This window comes from Exiguobacterium sp. R-39, from assembly GCF_049942815.1.
Classification (GTDB): Bacteria; Bacillota; Bacilli; order Exiguobacteriales; family Exiguobacteriaceae; genus Exiguobacterium_A.
Window position 1 is genome coordinate 1,245,050 of sequence record NZ_CP187965.1, and the last position, 18,845, is coordinate 1,263,894.

The 18,845-nt window shown below is 46.3% G+C and carries 23 protein-coding genes; 9 read left to right on the forward strand and 14 right to left on the reverse strand.

All coding sequences use genetic code 11. The annotated features are described in order from the left end of the window. Nucleotides 1-70: 70 nt before the first annotated feature. From ACP26N_RS06375 to ACP26N_RS06415, 9 genes are all read right to left on the reverse strand, one after another. A complete protein-coding gene (locus ACP26N_RS06375) occupies nt 71-1,222 on the reverse strand; it encodes a DUF3238 domain-containing protein (protein WP_131973018.1) in 1,152 nt (383 codons plus the stop codon). A 96-nt stretch (nt 1,223-1,318) separates the two neighbouring features. Next, a complete protein-coding gene (locus ACP26N_RS06380) occupies nt 1,319-1,618 on the reverse strand; it encodes a spore coat protein (RefSeq protein WP_255508434.1) in 300 nt (99 codons plus the stop codon). 32 nt (nt 1,619-1,650) lie between these two features. Continuing rightward, the gene (locus ACP26N_RS06385; RefSeq protein ID WP_131973017.1) at nt 1,651-1,839 is read right to left on the reverse strand and encodes a spore coat protein; all 189 of its coding nucleotides are present in this window, start codon (nt 1,837-1,839) and stop codon (nt 1,651-1,653) included. Between the two features lie 6 nt (nt 1,840-1,845). Next, nucleotides 1,846-2,727, reverse strand: a complete 882-nt coding sequence (locus ACP26N_RS06390; RefSeq protein WP_131973016.1) for a manganese catalase family protein — start codon at nt 2,725-2,727, stop codon at nt 1,846-1,848. A gap of 146 nt (nt 2,728-2,873) precedes the next feature. Beyond that, entirely contained in the window at nt 2,874-3,845 is a 972-nt protein-coding gene (locus ACP26N_RS06395) for a DUF2817 domain-containing protein (protein ID WP_188005380.1), read from the reverse strand. 15 nt (nt 3,846-3,860) lie between these two features. Then, the gene (locus ACP26N_RS06400) at nt 3,861-4,406 is read right to left on the reverse strand and encodes a cysteine hydrolase family protein (RefSeq protein ID WP_426355087.1); all 546 of its coding nucleotides are present in this window, start codon (nt 4,404-4,406) and stop codon (nt 3,861-3,863) included. 15 nt (nt 4,407-4,421) lie between these two features. Then, nucleotides 4,422-4,727 (reverse strand): hypothetical protein, encoded by a 306-nt coding sequence (locus tag ACP26N_RS06405; RefSeq protein ID WP_131973013.1) that lies wholly within the window; start codon nt 4,725-4,727, stop codon nt 4,422-4,424. 31 nt (nt 4,728-4,758) lie between these two features. After that, entirely contained in the window at nt 4,759-7,131 is a 2,373-nt protein-coding gene (locus ACP26N_RS06410) for an ATP-binding protein (RefSeq protein WP_426355088.1), read from the reverse strand. Between the two features lie 168 nt (nt 7,132-7,299). Next, the gene (locus ACP26N_RS06415) at nt 7,300-7,593 is read right to left on the reverse strand and encodes a hypothetical protein (protein ID WP_131973011.1); all 294 of its coding nucleotides are present in this window, start codon (nt 7,591-7,593) and stop codon (nt 7,300-7,302) included. A gap of 172 nt (nt 7,594-7,765) precedes the next feature. Between ACP26N_RS06415 and ACP26N_RS06420 the strand changes: the two genes are divergently transcribed. Continuing rightward, the gene (locus tag ACP26N_RS06420) at nt 7,766-8,158 is read left to right on the forward strand and encodes an RrF2 family transcriptional regulator (RefSeq protein WP_131973010.1); all 393 of its coding nucleotides are present in this window, start codon (nt 7,766-7,768) and stop codon (nt 8,156-8,158) included. A 215-nt stretch (nt 8,159-8,373) separates the two neighbouring features. Beyond that, nucleotides 8,374-8,799: a hypothetical protein gene (locus tag ACP26N_RS06425; protein WP_131973009.1), complete on the forward strand. Its 426-nt coding sequence runs from the start codon at nt 8,374-8,376 to the stop codon at nt 8,797-8,799. 154 nt (nt 8,800-8,953) lie between these two features. Here the strand turns inward: ACP26N_RS06425 and ACP26N_RS06430 are convergent, their stop codons facing one another. Then, entirely contained in the window at nt 8,954-9,271 is a 318-nt protein-coding gene (locus tag ACP26N_RS06430) for a hypothetical protein (protein ID WP_426355090.1), read from the reverse strand. Between the two features lie 118 nt (nt 9,272-9,389). Between ACP26N_RS06430 and ACP26N_RS06435 the strand changes: the two genes are divergently transcribed. The 4 genes from ACP26N_RS06435 (at nt 9,390) to ACP26N_RS06450 (ending at nt 12,074) form a co-directional block, all read left to right on the forward strand. Beyond that, nucleotides 9,390-10,133, forward strand: a complete 744-nt coding sequence (locus tag ACP26N_RS06435; RefSeq protein ID WP_426355091.1) for a nuclease-related domain-containing protein — start codon at nt 9,390-9,392, stop codon at nt 10,131-10,133. A gap of 27 nt (nt 10,134-10,160) precedes the next feature. After that, a complete protein-coding gene (locus ACP26N_RS06440; protein WP_131973007.1) occupies nt 10,161-10,469 on the forward strand; it encodes a hypothetical protein in 309 nt (102 codons plus the stop codon). Nucleotides 10,470-10,549: 80 nt separating this feature from the next. Further along, on the forward strand, nt 10,550-10,972 hold the full coding sequence (locus ACP26N_RS06445) for a MarR family winged helix-turn-helix transcriptional regulator (RefSeq protein WP_426355093.1): 423 nt from the start codon (nt 10,550-10,552) through the stop codon (nt 10,970-10,972). A gap of 73 nt (nt 10,973-11,045) precedes the next feature. Beyond that, nucleotides 11,046-12,074, forward strand: a complete 1,029-nt coding sequence (locus ACP26N_RS06450) for a YhgE/Pip domain-containing protein (protein ID WP_426355095.1) — start codon at nt 11,046-11,048, stop codon at nt 12,072-12,074. Between the two features lie 44 nt (nt 12,075-12,118). Here ACP26N_RS06450 and ACP26N_RS06455 read toward each other — a convergent pair whose 3' ends face one another. Further along, the gene (locus tag ACP26N_RS06455; protein WP_188005384.1) at nt 12,119-12,760 is read right to left on the reverse strand and encodes an SDR family oxidoreductase; all 642 of its coding nucleotides are present in this window, start codon (nt 12,758-12,760) and stop codon (nt 12,119-12,121) included. A 203-nt stretch (nt 12,761-12,963) separates the two neighbouring features. Between ACP26N_RS06455 and ACP26N_RS06460 the strand changes: the two genes are divergently transcribed. From ACP26N_RS06460 to ACP26N_RS06470, 3 genes are all read left to right on the forward strand, one after another. Continuing rightward, nucleotides 12,964-13,785, forward strand: a complete 822-nt coding sequence (locus tag ACP26N_RS06460; protein WP_426355097.1) for a transporter substrate-binding domain-containing protein — start codon at nt 12,964-12,966, stop codon at nt 13,783-13,785. Nucleotides 13,786-13,913: 128 nt separating this feature from the next. Continuing rightward, nucleotides 13,914-14,831, forward strand: a complete 918-nt coding sequence (locus ACP26N_RS06465; RefSeq protein ID WP_131502868.1) for an ATP-binding cassette domain-containing protein — start codon at nt 13,914-13,916, stop codon at nt 14,829-14,831. A gap of 1 nt (nt 14,832) precedes the next feature. Continuing rightward, complete coding sequence (locus ACP26N_RS06470) at nt 14,833-15,600, forward strand: ABC transporter permease (RefSeq protein WP_131973003.1); 768 nt, start codon at nt 14,833-14,835, stop codon at nt 15,598-15,600. A gap of 43 nt (nt 15,601-15,643) precedes the next feature. Here the strand turns inward: ACP26N_RS06470 and ACP26N_RS06475 are convergent, their stop codons facing one another. The 3 genes from ACP26N_RS06475 to ACP26N_RS06485 form a co-directional block, all read right to left on the reverse strand. Further along, nucleotides 15,644-17,008, reverse strand: coding sequence for an amino acid permease (locus ACP26N_RS06475; RefSeq protein WP_131973002.1), 1,365 nt, complete (start codon nt 17,006-17,008; stop codon nt 15,644-15,646). Between the two features lie 195 nt (nt 17,009-17,203). Beyond that, nucleotides 17,204-18,073, reverse strand: coding sequence for a hypothetical protein (locus ACP26N_RS06480; RefSeq protein WP_426355098.1), 870 nt, complete (start codon nt 18,071-18,073; stop codon nt 17,204-17,206). Between the two features lie 57 nt (nt 18,074-18,130). Continuing rightward, nucleotides 18,131-18,724 (reverse strand): DedA family protein, encoded by a 594-nt coding sequence (locus ACP26N_RS06485; RefSeq protein ID WP_131502864.1) that lies wholly within the window; start codon nt 18,722-18,724, stop codon nt 18,131-18,133. Nucleotides 18,725-18,845: the final 121 nt, after the last annotated feature.

Genomic DNA, 18,845 nt, shown 5'->3' on the forward strand with positions numbered 1-18,845 from the left:
TTCGGCATATGTTTCATCAAAAAAGCCAGACGATGTTCATCGTCTGGCTTTTTTGATGAGGTAATGAATATCATCTGGCCTCCATGAACAGCCAATGGCAACTCGGTAAAGGGTCAGCTAAAAAACTGAGACCGAGGTCATGTGTTTGATGAATCGGCTGAAAAGCACAGGATTCTGTTTGCAGATAAATTTCATGGTGAGGGGAACGAAGATGAGTTCCGCACAACCGCCATCTTCCGTGACCATACGCGGTATGGACCGTATAGTTGATGTCGGGAGCGATCACCAACGGATTGCCGACTGAATGCCGGGTCGTAAACTGGAGAAAGTCTCGGTCCTTTTCAATATCTTCCAGATAAACCTTCCGTGTCGATGCTACGTCTTCACTCCTTAGGCGTCCCGTCGAGGTCAGAGAACGTGTCGGATTGGCCTGCTTAGCAAGGTGAACATGAGGAACATCCTGTAAGCCTGTCATGGCAATCTCAGTCAACGTCCGGTATTCCGTCGCATGGGGATCAAAGGTCCGGTCATCGCCCTCAAAATAAATATGAGGAGAAAGCAGATTCGGATTTTTTAAAATCGGTGGAGCAATAAACGTCATGATTCGCAGTCGTGCGCGGACGGCTTCGGGTTCTTTATTCGGTGCAAGGGGCTCAGATACAAACGGATGGAGAAGGATATAAAGAATAAACGATTCAAACTCCCGTTCCCGATCTGGTTCGTGTTTTAAATGATTCAAAAGTTTTAACGCTCCCTCCATGACGGAGGAGAGTGGTACATTCTGACGAGACGATGGTCGGAGGGCACGGATTTCGTAACGGGCAGACTCGTCTTGCGATGATGCTTCGTACCACGTATGATCATCCGTATCGCCCAAGCGTTTTCCATCTCGGAAGATACTGTAGGATTCGACATCCGGGATAGCCCCCCATACCAAAAGTAATTCCTGGTCTGAACGGATGATGACGGTGGATTTTTGATTCCAAAACAATGTTCCCTCATCGGCGACAACGGCTGTATCGATTGTGATACGGACGTGATTGGTCCGCAGTTCATATTGCACGGGAGAGAGGGGAGCAAGCGTCGTATCGATGAATTCGTGTGCCGCGCCATCACTGAGGATCTCACCGTCACGGAGAAGCTGAACGGGAGAATCCGCTTGCCACGAAAGATGTAAATCTTGACCAAGTTGCTTGACTGTAATGTTTTTAACGGATAGCATAACGGCGTCCTCCGATCAGTCTTTTAATCCCTTTCGCTTCCCATAATAGGCGGAAGTTACGAAACCCTCTCTTCTCGACCGAAGAGAGGGAAATGTTTACTTGCTCTGAACCAATTCCTGAATCAGGTTCATCTTTTCTTCATCATGCTTCAACTGCTTTTTTAAATCGTATGCCAGGTACATATCATTTTCAATCATGTAAGTCGCAATATCAGCATGTGTCTGAATGGCATGATTCAACTGCTTCGTCAGGATTTTTCTGACATCGGGAGAAGCAGCTTCCGTAACGGCCACGGCATAGGCGCGGACGAGTGATTTGGCACTGACGAGGTGGTCGATGGCGATCAGTTCGTCTCTTTTCTTGCTGGCACGGTTCATCTGTTTTTGAATGGTCACAAAAAGCACCTCCGGTCGTTCGTCTGGTGGAATCAATGGAATAAAGATTGTAGCTCTTTTAGTGCACGTTCTGATTCTTTGATGTCCTGTTCAATCAGTTTTTTTAACTTTTTATCTTTGACGAGCGGGCTAAGTGCATAAGATTTGACAAGACAGGATTGCTTCATTGTCATAATTTCATGGATTTCCAACGTCTCGTGCAACGCCAGTTGTTTCGCCATCCTGCCTCACTCCTTGTCCTTTAGAATGCGTTTGACTGTATCCGCGACGCCTCGTTTTTGCGGCGGTTCATTCAAATCATGGTGCAGATTGTGTGCCGGAACTTCAGGATTTGGAATTTGACCCTGCGGTGCCGGATTTTCGAGATACACGAATTCACCGGTTCCATCCTGCGCGCTTCCTTGCGCCCAGCGTCCTTCTTTTGAAGCCGTTCCTTCCGACAAGTCCCAAAATTCATAAGCATGCGGCTGGGCTTCCATTTCTTCTTCCGGTGCAAACGTGGCCGGGACGACGATGCCGTTTTTCTCTTCCAGCTCTTCAATGGCTGCCATCCATTGATATTGATGATACCGGTCGCGGGCCAGCATTTTCCGGAGTGTTGTCCGGACTGCTTCATCGTTCGTCATGTGATAGAGACGTGCGACCTGAAGTCGCCCCTGCGATTCCGCATGGAGGTTGGATCGCATATCCGCCAAGAGATTACCACTCGCGACAATGTAGGAACCGTTCCACGGCACCCCGTTTGAATTGGAAGGAAGTCCGCCGAGTCCACTGACAAGAAGGTGTTGCGGATTCATTCCACCGAGAATTGCGGCGATGGCAGGATCCTTGGCCGCCTCAGCTTGGTCGTCGGGTGAAGCACCGTCGAGCAATTGCGAAATTAAAGAACATAACATTTCGACGTGACCGATTTCTTCCGTGCCGATATCCATCAGCATATCCTTGTACTTTTCATTTCCCCGACAGTTGAATCCTTGGAACAGATACTGCATCATGACGGTCATTTCCCCAAATTGTCCGCCTAATACTTCCTGGACAGCCCGTGCAAGTTTCGGATCCGGCCGGTCGACCTTAACTTCGAACTGTAATTCCTTTTGGTGTCTGAACATGATTCATTCCTCCCTCAGATTAAAAACATATATAAAACGCACATGATATATATACCTGTTTAAGAAAAACGAAAACCAAAGGGGAAGGATTGTCATCAAAATGTAATGTTTTAGAAAATGATTTGGACCGGTGATGTAGGCAGTTATCAGGAGGACGACCAAGTCAGATTCCGCTTGAGCAACGGATAGTTCAACGGATCATTCATTAATTCCACCATATGCGAAAAGAGCAAATCCGTTTCGTTCATGACATGCTGACGCCAAAGCCGGTTTTCGGTAAAGATCGCTTGCAGAGGCAGTCGAAAACCGGATGAGTCTTTAGCTGTTCCGCATTCGATGATCAGTCCAAGGAAACCAATCTGCTTTTCATGCGTCCACTGATACAGTGAGTTCAACCATTCACCTTCAAAGAGATAAAGTGGATGTTCGACAATCGGATAACGGGTGAATTCTTTTAAATGATCCGGTGTGCGGCAATCAGCGGAAGGCAGGACCAGTTGAACTTCTGTCTGGAGGCCGTGACCCGTGTGACAGTCAAGAAACAAAACGTGCGAGTAGGGAGTGATGAGGTCGGAAACTGCAGAAAGGACGTCATGAATATACGGGTCAGGCGGCTGTCCGTCAAAATGAATACTTATCGGTTGAGGAACTGGTACGGTTGTGGCGCTTTTGAACAAACGACCGGGACCGATTGGAAGTAACCGGCTTACTGTTTGGAACGAAAACGGGAAGTGTCCGAATCGACTACCGGAGCCCGCCTTCGGGATGAAAACACCACGAAACGGTGCATAAGTGTGATGGTCCATGGTGTCTACATTCATAGCGTGAATGAATAAAAGATCGACTTCGCTGCTGTTAAGCCGGGCGAGATGTTCTTCTAAAAATCGCAATTGCATCGCGCTCCCCGTAAACCCTTCGATTCCATGCAGACCGCTGCTGAGAATGAGCAACGCATGATTTCCCTCACGTTTCGCATGAATCAAGTCGCAGCTGGCATTTTGTGCCTGGTTGATCGGCAGGTGTGAAATGGACGGGTATTTTGTCGGCAAATGATGCAGTGCGGTTTCGAGGAGTCGTTTTCGTGCCGTCTCACATGTTCCTGAAAAGTATTGCAACATGATGCTGTCCTCCTTTTAGTCGAACGATACGTCACTGCTGCTGGAACAATCAATGGATAATGTCGTGTGGAGAATTTCCAATGCGTGCTCTTTCGCATCTTGCGTCTCGGCTGCGGTACAGTCTTTTGGCACCCAGATTTCGTATTCCCGCATATAAGCGTCGTTTGCCGTAAACAGGATACACATGTCGGTCGTGATGCCCGTAATGATCAGGCGTGAGATATTGAGATGCTTTAAGAGAATATCCAACTGTGTCCCGTAAAAACCGGAATGTTTCGGCTTGATGATGAAATAATCATCTTCTTGCGGATGCAACGCTTTAACGAAGACATCGCCGAGCCCGCCGCGGCACTCTTCGACAATCTGATCAACGTTTTCTTGCCATAAACCAAAATTGTCATTTACATAAATGACCGGTATATCATGTTCTTTACATATATGTTTAAGGTCGATCAAAGACTTCAATATGGGGCGTGTCTCAGCAAGCAGATTTTCTGCGCCTTCAAAATCCATTTTATTGATGATATCAACGATTAACAAGGCGGTTCCGGTTATTTTCATACTGCAGTCCACTCCTTATAAAAATGTGATGAGGTAATGATAGGGAGAATATAACTGGGCTTTAGCAATAAAGATTTCCGTTGGATCTTCCGATTCTTTTTCCCCCCGGACATCGATGAGACACCGGAAAATCGTCTCTTCGATTTCAGAGACGAATTCCGGATATTGATATAAGGCATACGCTAAATGCCGCCGGACATGATCCTCAATTAAGATAATGGCCGGCGAGGTATCTTTCAAAATCGTGCCTGAGAATGATCCGAGATGATTGCGAAAATCTCGGTTCAAGTAATAAATGATACGATCTAACTCATAATCCATACGTATTCACTTCCTCTGTCTTTAAATCAATTTATGGTTTTCCGTCTTTGGTCCGTTGCACCATCGGCAGCCGGACTAGGAAATCCGTTCCGACATCCAGTTCGGATGAAACAGAAATTTGTCCGGAATGAGCTTCGACGATTTCCTTACAAATCATCAGCCCGAGTCCGGTTCCTTGAATCCGCTTATGGTCGTTGCGCTCCACGCGGTAAAAGGACTCGAACAAATACGGTAGGTCTTGTTTCGGAATGCCGAGTCCGTTATCGCTGATTGTCAGGACAACCTCTTCCTCACTGCAGTCGAGCAGGACCTCGATCTTCGGACTCGACGGCGAGTATTTGATTGCATTACCCAAAAGGTTCGTCAGCAGTTGACGTATTTTTCCACGGTCCGCTTCAATCGTACAGGTCGTATGAGCCGAATCAAACAGGACCTGATGGGAGGTGTTGGAGACATTCATCCAGTCGGCTACTTCCTGTACCAAAGCTGCTATGTCAAAGGATTCAAACGAATAGACTTCCTTTTGGTGACTCAAGCGTTGATAGTCCAAGAAAGCGGTGACAAGCTTACCTAAGCGTTGGGCTTCACTGCGGACAGTTTTTAAATATTTCAATTGTTTTTCACCGGAGACGTTGCGGTGAATCATCAGCTCACTGAATCCTTCAATCGAGGCTAGGGGCGTCCGGAGTTCATGTGAAATCATTGAAATGAAGGCATGCTCCTTTTGTACCGCTTCGACTTCAGCCGTCCGTTCACTTAAGACAAAGATGATACCTTTGCTGTCCGGCAGAAATTCCGTATACAGACGGACGTGACGATTCCTGCTGACTTCGAAATCTTGGGCGTCCATGGCATGGCCGTTCGCTAAATGAATTTTTAATTGTTTCATATAGTCGGTAAGGGCCTCTTTTTCAGTAAAGACCCGGCGAAGGATGGCCATGATGGATTCAAAATCATGCAAAGTATCCGGCAGGTCTCGTAATTCGGGGAACATAGTGACCAACGTCCCGTTGTGAATCAATCGTGAATCGGGAAAATTGACGTACATGACGGCTTCTCGAAGGCTGTCCAAAATCCGTTGGACGTGCTGTTTATCTTCTTTCAGTGCCCGCATATGCTCGATTCGCAAAATCCCGAGTGACAGAATATCGCTGACTGCCGAAAGCTTTTCATATACTTCTGCCGTCGGCTCAGTGAATGTCAACAAGGCAAACGGTTCAGCTTCACGCGAATTCAGCAATGGAATAATCCGTTCAACAAGGTATTGATCCTCTCTGACAGGCTGCGCCAGCCGGGGGATGCTGCCTTCAGACAAAGGATTTTGCCGGTAAATGACTTCTTCTTGCCTCGAAACCAGAGTCAGCTTCAACTCCGGTAAGCCGAACGATCGGGCCACATCCCGTAGCAAATCTTGCGTGCAGTGAAACGTCTCGTATTCCAATAAGTGACGGGCAAGATCCGTCTGAAGTTGTAGCTTGATTTCCGTTTTGTTTTTTTCCGACAGGCTGTCAGAAAGTTCACGGTTCCGGCTTGATAATTGCTGATTGGCACGATCTGTTTCGGATTGTTGAAACGCAAGCATCGTCATCATGTTCTGCATGGCTTTGGCGAGGACGCCGATTTCATCCTGTCGTTTGATCAGAGGCATCAAAGAATAAGCATATGGATTTTTTGTTTGCTTGACCAGACGAACGAGATCATTTGTCAACCGTTGCATGAATCGGAACGTCCAGCTGTTTAAAAGGAAAAAGACAGCAACAAGAACTGTCAACGTTTTCCAAAGGGTCGTTCGCATCTGATCGGCAAGTGTCTGCTGTGCTCTTTTTTCCAGTGTATGAATAGAGTTGATATATTGATCCGCTGCTTGTCGGGTCGTCGAAAAAAAATACATGGTATCGAGTGAAGAACGTTCTGTCCCGCTCAAAGTCGATTGCAACGGGATGACGAAGGACGCATCCTTTAACATCCGTCGCATGGCGGTAAAATCGGTATATCGGTTGGCGGACTGTCGATTTTCCGTTAATGGAATCAATATTTTTTCGTAGTACTGTATTAAAATCATTGCCGTTTTTGAGTAAGAATCTGTTTCTGGGGACGGGTAAGTATGCGCCAAATGTTCAAGATTTTGCTTTGTCCGCTTTAAGTCATTCGACAGTCCGAGAGAAGCCGGTGTTTCATTTAATAAGGCTTCCTGAATCTCAATATTCGTCTCCTGCAAATCATTCCAAATCTCACGTGCAGCAGTTTTTTGATTGGTCAAACGCAACAGCATGACATTATTCTCTTCTAGTTGCTGAATGGAATAGGAATAGGCACCCATCGTCACGCACACTAAAATCATAAAATTTAATAGTAGCAGTCCTGAAAAGGTCCGGGTAATTTTACTGAATATCCATTTCATCATGACCTCTTTCTACAGCGGACAACGGAGATACGTAGTTCGTGTCCCTGATGATCGCTCTGTGAATAACATACTATGATTATACATGTTATGGGAGAGGTTTTGACCCGTTTCATCAATGGAACTTCTATTAAATTTTTGATGGTAGTATACAGACGATCAGTCTGGACTTTATTCTATTAAGTGATGAATGGATCCAATTAATTCATCAAGAGGCTCAAAACTCTCTAGAAAAAATTGATAATTGGATGGATGCCGAATGCCGCGAATGAAAATTCGTTTTTCGAGTGTCGGTAAAAACAGCAGATATTCGATATCCATGATCCGCTCTTCAGAAAATTCGCGACGGAAAACGGAAATTTTAGCTGAATTAGCAGTTAAATACGTCGGATCGACCCGGTAGCGTTCTTCAGAGAATTGTCTTTTGATAAATACTAAAAAGTCCGAACCACTAAAAAATTTCATATGAGTGAACTCCTTCCTATAATCGTTCTTTATATATTAAGTATTTCCTGTACATGTTTAAAGGAAACGTATTTCAGCAAAAAAATAGATACATTTCATAACACTTAAAACTATATCTTATGTCGTTTTTTTTGTACTATAAGTGATATAGAGAACAAAGTAGGTGGAAATAATGAAAATGACTCGATCGACGGATTATGCGATTCGAGTACTATTGTATACGACTCTTCACCCGACTCGACTCGTTCAAATTCAAGAAGTAGCCGATTATTATGATATTTCGAAAAATCATTTAATGAAAATTGTTCATGCACTAAGCCGATTCGGACTCATCACATCCTATCAGGGACGTAACGGAGGTTTTAAGTTGGCGAAAGATCCGTTGGACATCACGTTGGGTGAAATCGTACAGCTTTTTGAAAAGGTCTCTTATCTTGAAAGTATTCCAGCCGTCCATGAAGATGAAAATCTGGGAAATATGAAAGAAGCGTTTGATGATGCATTTTTTCAATTTTCGGAAGCACTCAAGGCATACTCACTGCAAGATTTGATTCAAACGGATTGACGGTGTGTAAAAAAAAGAGTTTAAAACACGTGGCAGATTGGTAAAATTCTGTAGCGTGTTTTTTTGTCATGAACAGAAGATAAAATTCCCTAATAAAACTGGTAAATGTTATACTTAATTTCGGATGAAAATAGGGAACTAAAGTGGTTTCTTTCGTTGCATGTCCTCATCCGGAATAATCATAACTTGAATTCTGTCAGAAAGGAGTTTCCAGAATGTCTGAGATCACCATTGACACATTCACATCCTTTATCAAGACCATAATCAGACCTCCCTTATTTCTTGTAGAGAAAAAAGAACAGCCTGAAAACATAACGGTTGAGATTCGATACGCACAGTTGCGTTCTACAACCAAAGCTCAATTGTTAGAACCCCTTGTCCGTTTGTTCGAGGAAGAGGCGACGGATGAAGCAAGGGAAGTGTTGACGAAGGAATTGATTCATTTAGCTGCACATACACTACATCATTCGAATCATCTTTTAACCGCTTGCTTGACGAAAGAGACAAACTCAAATCGTCATTATGCTTATTTGTATATTGAAGGAAAAGAAGTACTACACCGAATTATGACGGATGAGAAAGATATCCTGCCGTTTGTTCGCCAGATCGATCAATTGATTCAGAAATTTGAATCAGACTAACGCTGACTGAAAATGGTGCAAGCCATTTTATATATAAGGATCACGTTCGAAAAACTGAAATGTACAGTAATCATGTAGGATTGCTGGAACAAGTCCGTTGAACATGACAACAGGCAAGCCTTCCGAAATAACGGAGGACTTGCCTGTTGTTCATTTAACGATTCTCGGACGAGGTATCTTTGAACGTATCGACATATTGTTTCGCTTCAAGTAACGGATAACCAAGCGTTTCCCGGACAAGCTTGATGGCTTCGACCGTTTGATGCTCATTAATAAGACGTTGGATTTGTTCATTGAGTAAGCTATGACTGCTTGCGGCATCCGTCATGCCGAGATGTTCCTGAATCCGGGTCAGTTCGCGCAGGAGCTGTTGCTGCATGACCCTTTGTTTTACAAGTTGTTGCGAGACGAATTGCCAAAACAGAATCAATAGAATAAAGGGCAACCAAATCGAAAAAAATGAGTCCAGCATAAAATCCCTCCTTTCCCTCACCGTACCATAACAAGAATGATGTAACAATTAGTGGAAATTGAAAAGAATACCGTTTATTCTGAAATAGTGGAAAATTAAGGATTTAAAAAAGAGAGGAATGAAAAGTGTGGAAGATTTGTTAGAAACGCTGATTCCGACGTTGCTTCTGATGGGTAGTGTCCTATTGGTCGGGTTCGGGGTTACGCTCGGCAGTTTATTTTATTTCCGTAGACGTTCGTTTGAGAAAAGTACATATAAGCAGGTTACGCAGGAGCGGTTTTTAAAAGCCGTTCGCGATAAAGGGATTTGGGGAGAGTATTTAACGACCCGACAACTTGAAAAAGTCGGAGGCTACGGGAAGTTTGTCATGAATACGTATGTCCCGAAAGCGCGCGGAAAAGGATTGACGGAAATCGACGTGACGTTTATCCATGAGAGTGGCATTTACGTGCTCGAGTCGAAAAATTACAGCGGCTGGATTTTTGGAAAAGAAGCGGACCGGCAGTGGACTCAGATGTTTAAAAACCGGTACAAACAAAAGTTCTATAATCCGATTAAACAAAATGAGCAACACCTCAAAAGTATGGAGCAGTTTTTAGCAGGCACGATCGGAGAAGAAGTGTTCCATTCGGTCATCGTCTTCAGCGAGCGCTGTGAACTAAAAAAAATCACGGTGGATTCGAGTCATGTCCACGTCATCAAACGGAATGAGTTACACCGGACAATTAAGAAACTGGCGACCGTCAACCGTTTAACACCAGCGCAAGTTGATGCTGTCTATAAGCAGCTCAAGCAACAATCGCAGGTTGAACAAGAAATCAAGGATGCCCATATCGAATCGGTTAAATCGTTTACGTCTTAAATTAAACAATCAGAAGGAAGTGGAAACATGGCCATTCATAAAAAGCCGATTGATTACATTGATATTCCTGCTCCGCAACATAGTGAAGGCGCCTATTACCGGGTTGTCTACGGGGATGTCGACTGGGAGGAAAATGAAAACTTTCATCGGGCGATCTACGTGTTAATGGGATACGAGGAAAAAATCATGTATCGCCGAGTCGCGCACATCTTAACGACACCGAATCACCCGAATGATTTGTCGGACTTCGATAAAGTGATGGCTGCAATGACCCGATTGAAAGACCGCAATGCTGTCTATAACGATAAAAAGAGAGAAAATCAGACATCTGTTTGACAATCCACCGATTCCGGCATATAGTAAATAAGTTCAATTAATAAGTAGTGCAACTATTATGCCGAAAGTGGGGAGTCTTAATGAAAGAAGCGGATTGGTCACTTGGTATGCAATTGTCACGCAGCTATCTTTCCTTTAAACGGGCTGCCACGAAACGGATGGAACAACATGGCCTGACACCGGAACAATTTTCAGTGTTGAGTGAGCTGCATAAGCAGGAAGGCATCTCACAAAAACAGTTGGCGTTGACGACCGAGCGGGATCAGACGACAGTGGGAAAAATCCTAGATAAGCTCGTGAAGAAAGGTCTTGTCATTCGTTCAGCGGATCCGAGAGACCGGAGGGCTTTCATTTTGTTGACAACAAAAAAAGGCATACAGACGATTCAGCTGCTCGAACCGACGCTCGATGAACTCCAGCAGCAGGCGTTTTTTGGTCTGTCGAAAAAAGAGATTAAACAATTCATCAAAACACTCGAGACCATTTACAAAAATGTGACGTAAGTGGTTTCTCTTTTTAAACTAATAGTTGCACATGCTATTATAAGTAATGCATATAAAAAGGAGAGTACATTACATGAAGAGTTTTAAAGAAGTATGGTCCATCACACAAACGAAAGTCGGGTTAATGTTTGCCTTGATTGTTCCGGTCTTGTTCCTTGTCGTCTGGATGACCGGTTACCACGGCGCGACGGACCGGTTGGATCAGTTACGCGTCGCCGTCGTCAAAGATGCAACGACGGAAGGACTATATCAAAACCTCAAAGCCGATAGTCCGTTTACCGTCAAAGCCGTTTCGTCCGAAGCGGAAGGAATGAAACAACTCGATGCCGGAAACGTCGAGATGGTGCTTGCGGCAGACTTGACCGATGCAAAACAAATGACGTTTCATGTCAACCAGGCAAATGCCGAGTTCGCGAACGGTATTCTGAAACAGGCGACAGCTGAAATCGCCAAAGGAATCAACGGTCAACCGGCTATCCAATCGGACATCATCATCGAACACGAGGTATCCGATTTCTCAATGTCGATGTTGCCGTTGTTGCTTGGATTTGTCATTTATATTGCCGTCATGACGATGGGAATTCAATTTAATCTCGTGACACAAATTCTCCAAAAACGTTTTTCGAAATGGTCACTCTTTTGGAGCAAACAACTGTTGCACGGGATCGTCCTGCTGGTTGTTCCGCTCGTCATGGTATCGCTTGCGTTTGCCTTTGCCGATATCGAGACATCATTCTTGAAAGTATGGGCGTTCCAACTGTTGCTGACAGCAACGTGTATCAGTGTCACGCAGATGAACTTCACAATTTTTGGTCCGATTGCCCCGCTTGTGAATGTCGCATTGATTCCGTTCCAACTGATGACGGCGGGCAATATCGTTCCGTCTTCGATGCTGGCTCCGTTTTACCAAACGATTGGTCATTATCTGCCGGTTCCGAATGCCGTCGGCGGTTTGACCCGGTTGCTGTATTTTGACGGTGATATCTCGACCTATCTCTTACGATTGGCGGTTATTCTGCTCGTGACGCTTGTGGTCACATTGATTTTGACAGCAGTTCGCCGGGAACAGGCACATATCGTCGAAGTCAAACAGGCTTCCTGAATCAAAAAAACGAGCTTGATCCAATGGATCAGCTCGTTTTTTAGTTAAGCAAACAGTTCAGCAATCGCGGTTTGACCCGTCAATAACGGAATCGTTTGGTGGAATGCCGACTGTTGTCCGATTGATGCGACGACGACACGTGCGACATCCTCGCGGGCAATCGTCGTTTCGTCCGTTGATGCCGGATCCGTCGTCACCGCTCCCATTCCCGCCTCGTCCGTCAGGCCACCCGGGCGCAGAATCGTATAGGCAAGAGAACTTTCACGCAACAGACGATCCGCATAATGTTTCGCGACATAATACGGTTTCATGCTGTCGGACCACGTTTCTGGCGAATCGGCATTTAACGCACTGACCATGATGAACTGGCCTGCCTGAATCCCTTCTGCTGCCGCAACCGATTTTGCGGCTCCGTCGAGATCAATCAAAATGGTTTTGTCGGCACCGGTGTGACCGCCGGATCCTGCTGTGAAGATGACGATGTCACTGCCTTGGATCGCATCTTGAATCGACGCGACATCCTGCTCCAAATCGAGAAAAACCGGTGTTGCCCCGAGGGCTTCAAAATCGGCATACTGTTCTTTTGAACGTAATCCGACGCGGACGTCGTGACTCGATCCGCTTAATTGTTTCGCCACCTGACGACCGACTTTTCCGTTTGCTCCAATAATGAATACGTTACTCATCTTCCATTCCTCCCATTCGTTGATTCGTTCTCTGTCAGTATGGAAGAAAGTAAGTGTATCCTGCAATCAAGAGGACTTGATGAAAGAACATTGCCTCTTTTTGACGAAATAATCAAAAAATTGTTGGAACCGTTAGAACAATATGGTACTGTTTTGAGTATTATACAAAACAGAGTGTCAGACAGAGAGAGGAAGCGGGCAGAGTGAATAAACGAGGATTGGCACTTGGAGGAAGTCTGTTGCTTTCCGGTCTCATGGTAGCGACACGATTAAAGAATGCGATGGGTTCATTCAGCGTTAGTAAACAAAATGTATTCACCAAGAAGAAGATTGTCGTCGGAACGACCGGAGATTATAAACCGTTTACGTACCTGAACCGTCAGACCAACCAATATGAAGGGTTTGACATCGATGTCATCCGTTCGTTTACGGAAGTAGCCGGTCTTGAAGTCGAGTTTGTTCCAACGACATGGGGAACACTGACCCGTGATCTGCGTGCCGGAAAATTTCATATGGTCGTCGGTGGTGTCACGAAAAACATTGAACGCGAAATCGTCGGTGACTTCACGAAAAGTTACTTGTCGTTTCAAAAGACACCGCTCGTCCGGACAACGGATCTCGACCTGCTGACGTCAATCGAGGCAATCAATCGACCGGACGTGACAATCGGCTTAAACCCAGGAGGAACGAACGAACAATTCGTCCGGCAGACGTTTGATCAAGCCTATATCGTCATGTATGCCGATAATTTGGCTATCCCGGCAGCTGTCGCGACCGGCGAAGTCGATGTCATGATCACGGATACGGTTGAAGCGATTTATTATGCGTCGCTGGATACGCGGCTAGGGGCTCCGAAAATCACTGAAAAGTGGATTCCGGCCGAAAAAAGTTATCTGATTCAGGATCGACAGACCGAAGTCCTGGATGTCATGAATCTATGGATGAATTCCTATGAAGGACAGGAACGGATTCGAGCCTTAAAAGAAAAGTGGTCTGTCGCTTCTGTCGTGCATGGTGTCATCTAACTGAAGAAACCGAGGGACAAATCCAATTTGGGATTTGTCCTTTTTTGTGCAACCGATAAAAAAACGGGTAAAGATAAAAATAAGGAAGTGACTGAACGATTGTCTGACCAACGGAAGGGCGGATGAACATGATTGAAGTAGACCGGTTGACGAAGGAATATAACGGGAAAAAAGTCGTGGATCAGATTTCCTTTCATGTCGACAAGGGAGAGATTTTTGCCTTTTTGGGACCGAACGGTGCCGGTAAATCGACGACGGTTCAAATGCTGACGACATTGATTGCCGTCTCGTCCGGCAGTGCAACGATCAACCAGTACGACATTCAGCGAAACCAAAAAGACGTCCGGCTGCAGATTGGTGTTGCCCTCCAGGAAACTGGGATCGACAATGATTTGACAGGTGAGGAGTTACTCGTGCTGCAAGGGAAACTGTTTGGTTTTTCACACGACAAAGCCGTCGGGCGGGCCGTTGAATTGCTTGAGCTCGTCGGATTATCGGCAGACGGGAAACGCCGCGCCGGAACGTACTCCGGCGGGATGAAACGCCGGCTTGATTTAGCTTTGACCCTTGTTCATCAGCCGACCATACTGTTTTTGGATGAACCGACGACCGGACTTGATCCGGCGAGCCGTCAGCAAATCTGGACGGAAGTCCGGCGATTGAATGAAGAATACGGAACGACGATTTTTTTGACGACACAGTACCTGGAAGAAGCGGATCAGCTGGCGGACCGGATCGCGATCATCAATGACGGGAAGCTGATTGCCGAGGGCACGGCGGCGGAGCTGAAAGCGCTGAACGGAACAGAACGGATCGAGGTCGTCCTTGAAGGGGAACAGTCGAGCGAGGCTTTCCGCCAGGCGTTTGATGGTCGGATCGAGAAGGGTCTGATCATTTTGCCGTCCGACGGGACAGAGACGCTGAAGCAGGTCGTCCGCTATCTCGATGAACAGCACTTGACGGCCCGTTCGCTTGTCGTCAAACAGCCGTCGCTCGATGATGTCTTCATTCAACTGACGGGTCAGGCCTATAAGGAGGAGAGCTGATATGTGGCGGGAAACTTTGATATTGACGAAACGCAGCCTGCTCGTGACCTTACGCAATCCGTTTTCGTTCATCCCGAACTTGATCATCAGCGTTTTTTTCCTGCTCGTCTACACGAGCGGGCTGTCCGGCATCTCCAGTCTGCCCCAGTTCGGCGGCGTCGACTATTTGAACTTCATCCTGCCGGTCTCAATCGTCTCCGGTGCCGTCGGAGGAGCCGGGGGAGCGGGGCAGGCACTCGTCAAAGATATTGAGAGCGGTTATTTTGCCCGTTTGCTGTTGACACCGGTCTCACGGACAGCGATCGTTCTCGGTCCGATGCTTGCCGGGATGTTGCAATTATTCGTTCAGACGTTATTGATTTTCGGAATGGGCTTTCTACTTGGTCTATCGATTCCGGCGGGGATCAGCGGCTTTTTCCTGACGATTGTCCTCGCTCTCGGCTTCGGTCTTGCCTTTGCCGGTTATTCCGTCGGTGTTGCTCTGAAAACTCGGAACGCCCAGGCGGCACAAGCCGGGACATTACTGTTCTTTCCATTGATTTTCTTATCGACGACGTTTGTCCCGAAAGAGTTGATTGAAGCGGAATGGTTAAAGGTAGCCGCGACCCTCAATCCGACGACGTATATCATGGAAGGGATGCGGGCCGTCCTGCTACGCGAGACGATTGATTGGAGTGTTTATACGCAGGGTGTCATCGTCGCTGCCGTTTTGAGTATTGCGATGGTCGTATTTGCGGCACTCAACGCAAGGGGTGCCTTGAAGAAATGACAAAACGCTGTCTCCGACTTTTTTAGCCGGGGACAGCGTTGTTTTAAGACGACTTAGGTGTGCGTACTACATAATAGATACCGGAGAGAATCAGGAAAACGAGTCCGATCAGAATCGAGACACGGGTCTCATCATTGAACAACATTCCGACGAGGACGATCAGCAGCATCACAATCGTGATGTAGTTCGTATACGGTGCGCCGGGCATCTTAAACGGATGATCGGCAATCCGGTCGGCTTCGATTTTCCGGTACTGGATATGGCTGACCAGGATGGCGAACCATGGTACCATTCCCGGCAAGACTGACGCACTGTAGACATAGACGAAGATATTCGTGTCTTTGCCGAGAAACAATGGCAGGACGATGTCGAGGATGATTCCGACAAAGATACCGGCTGACACGGCAAGGACCGTGTAGAGTGGAATCCCGTTTTTGTTGACCTTCAGGAAAAGCGACGGCATTTGTCCTTTTTCCGCGAGCGTATAAATCATCCGGCTCGAGCTGAAGATGCCGGAGTTACAACCGGACATCGCAGCCGTGATGACGACGACATTGATGACGGCTGCTGCGGCTGTAATCCCGACTTTAGCAAACGTCGCAACAAACGGGCTGCCGAGATCGGCCAGCTGATCCCACGGATAGACGGTGACGATGATGAAAATTGCTCCGACGTAGAAAATCAGGATCCGCCAGATGACGCCGTTGATGGCACGGGTGATGTTCGTTTCCGGATCCTTCGTCTCCCCGGCTGTCACACCGATTAGTTCAACGCCGATATAAGACGCGAAGACAATCGAGAGGGCGAAGAAGAAGCCGCTGACGCCGTTCGTGAAGAAGCCGCCGTGTGACCACAGGTTCGAGAAGCCGATCGGCGTCCCGTCGTTTCCGAAACCAAACAGGATGATGCCGAGACCGGCGATGATCATCAGGATGATTGTGATAACTTTGACGGAGGCAAACCAAAATTCGAGTTCGCCGAACATTTTGACCGAGGCGAGGTTCGCAAGCGTCAGGATGACGATGACGACGACACCCGGAATCCAGGTCGGTAGATCCGGCCACCAAAACCGCATGTAGGTCCCGACGGCAATGACTTCACTCATCCCGACAATGACCCAGTTGAAAATGTTGCTGCTCGCCGTCATGAAGCCGGCTGCCGGATGAATGTAATCATTCGCGAACTTTGCATACGATCCGGTGTGTGGATGGGTGTAGACCATCTCACCTAAGGCGCGCATGATTAAAAAGATGAAGGCCCCTGCCAACATGTAGGCAAGAATGACAGATGGACCGGTCCAGGCAATCGTACTTGACGATCCAAGAAATAGGCCGACGCCGATGGTCCCCCCTAAGGCAATCATTTGTACTTGTCGTGCTGTTAATTCCCGCTTTAAGTTCGATTCCATAAGTACCCCCATGTACCAAAAAAATGATTACTCTTGAACTTGTCAGACAAGTCCGAAACACTATAACCATGAGTATACTATCTTAAAAAAGAGAATTGAAAGCTTTTTCTGAAAACATTTTCGTTTTTCCTAATATAAATGAAAAGAAATGAAAAAAAGCCGAATCCCTTCAAAATGAAGGGATTCGGCAACTTGTCATTTTGGAATGAAATCTGTAAACGTTCCCGCATAAAGACGGGTATCCGTTGAGAGGACGATTCGGTTTTGGCGCATTTTGATGGTTCCTTGCAGCGGAGAGCCTTTTTCCGACTCGAATAAAATCCGTGCCATCTCGACATACTTATCGCTTTCCCGCTTTAGCAAATACGTATGTTCATTGTCCGTTGAAATCAAATACTCGCCTTGGACGACGAAATCTGAAAAATGCCGACGCGGGACTTGATAGCTTGTACTGTTTCCTTGATGAAAGTGGACGACCCGGTAATCCGGATGATAAAAGAACCAGGCATCGTCCGACGCACAGACGTTCAGCGCATAACAGTCATCAATCGGATAATCCTTGTTCTTAAAAACGGCTTGTCCAAATTCATCGAAGACTACTAATCCAAAGGAACCAACCGAATTGGTCACGGCATCGGCAAAGACGCCCTCATCGAAGTAACTGACCCAAATTTGGTTTTTTTCATCAATATGGACGTTTTGAATCCCGTCATCAAGACAAAAACTATCGAGGAGATGTCCCGCTGAATCGTAAATAAAAGCATTCGGCAGCCACAAACCGTCGATATCATCGTCGCATCGTGAAGCGACAAGGAGAATCCGTCCGTCAGAAAATGAGTCGACATAACTGAAATCTGTTTCGGCCTGAGCGATGATCGTCGTTGTCCGCCATTGGTCATGCAGACGATGGACATGCAGTACGTTCCGATGTCGTTTTGTATCATAAATTTCTTCAATCATCATGATTTGTCCTGAAATCGTCAATCCCGTGGCAATGTGTTTACCGGTAACTTGAGACGCCGTAACGCGGTCGAGGTGAATTTTTAATGTGTTGGAAGTATCCAAGATAAGTCGCTCCTTTTTAAAAACAGTCTGCCGCGGGGACAGACTGCAAAACTTGAATTAGGTTGTACGTTGACGCTTTTTCAGGAAGACATATAAGAGAATCATAACGACAGCAGCAATCAGGACACCGTTCGTATAAGGTGCGGCCACTTCTTTAATCGAGCGCCAGTTCGTTCCGAGCGTCTCACCGAGGTAGAGGAAAAGAATCGACCAGGGAATGATGGCGAGGACAGTGTAGAATGAGAATTTCGTCTGATCCATTTTTGCAAGACCGGCTGGAATCGAAATCGCATGACGGACGACCGGAATGAAGCGGGCTCCGAAAATGACGCCTTGTCCGTATTTCAGGAACCAGCGTTCTGCGAGATCGAGATGGTGTTCCGTAATCAGCAGGTACTTTCCGTATTTTAAAATCAATGGTCGACCGCCGTAACGGGCAAACCAGTATAAAAATAATTGCGAAAACAAACCGCCGATGACAGCAGCAACAACGGCAAGCGGCCAACCGATCGTTCCTTGGGAAATCATGAATCCGCCGTAAGACAAGACGATTTCGCTCGGAATGATCTCAATCATCAATCCTAAGGCAATACCGAAATACCCTAGATCAGCGAGGTATAATAAAACGTTATTAACAACTTGAGATAACACATCGAACACTCCTTCAGCTTCACTTCATTCCTTTATATTAGAGAAGAAAGCCGGAAAATGAAAGAAAAAATCTTTAATCTGACGAAGCAAATATTTACTAAGCATCTTTAAGTAGAAGGTA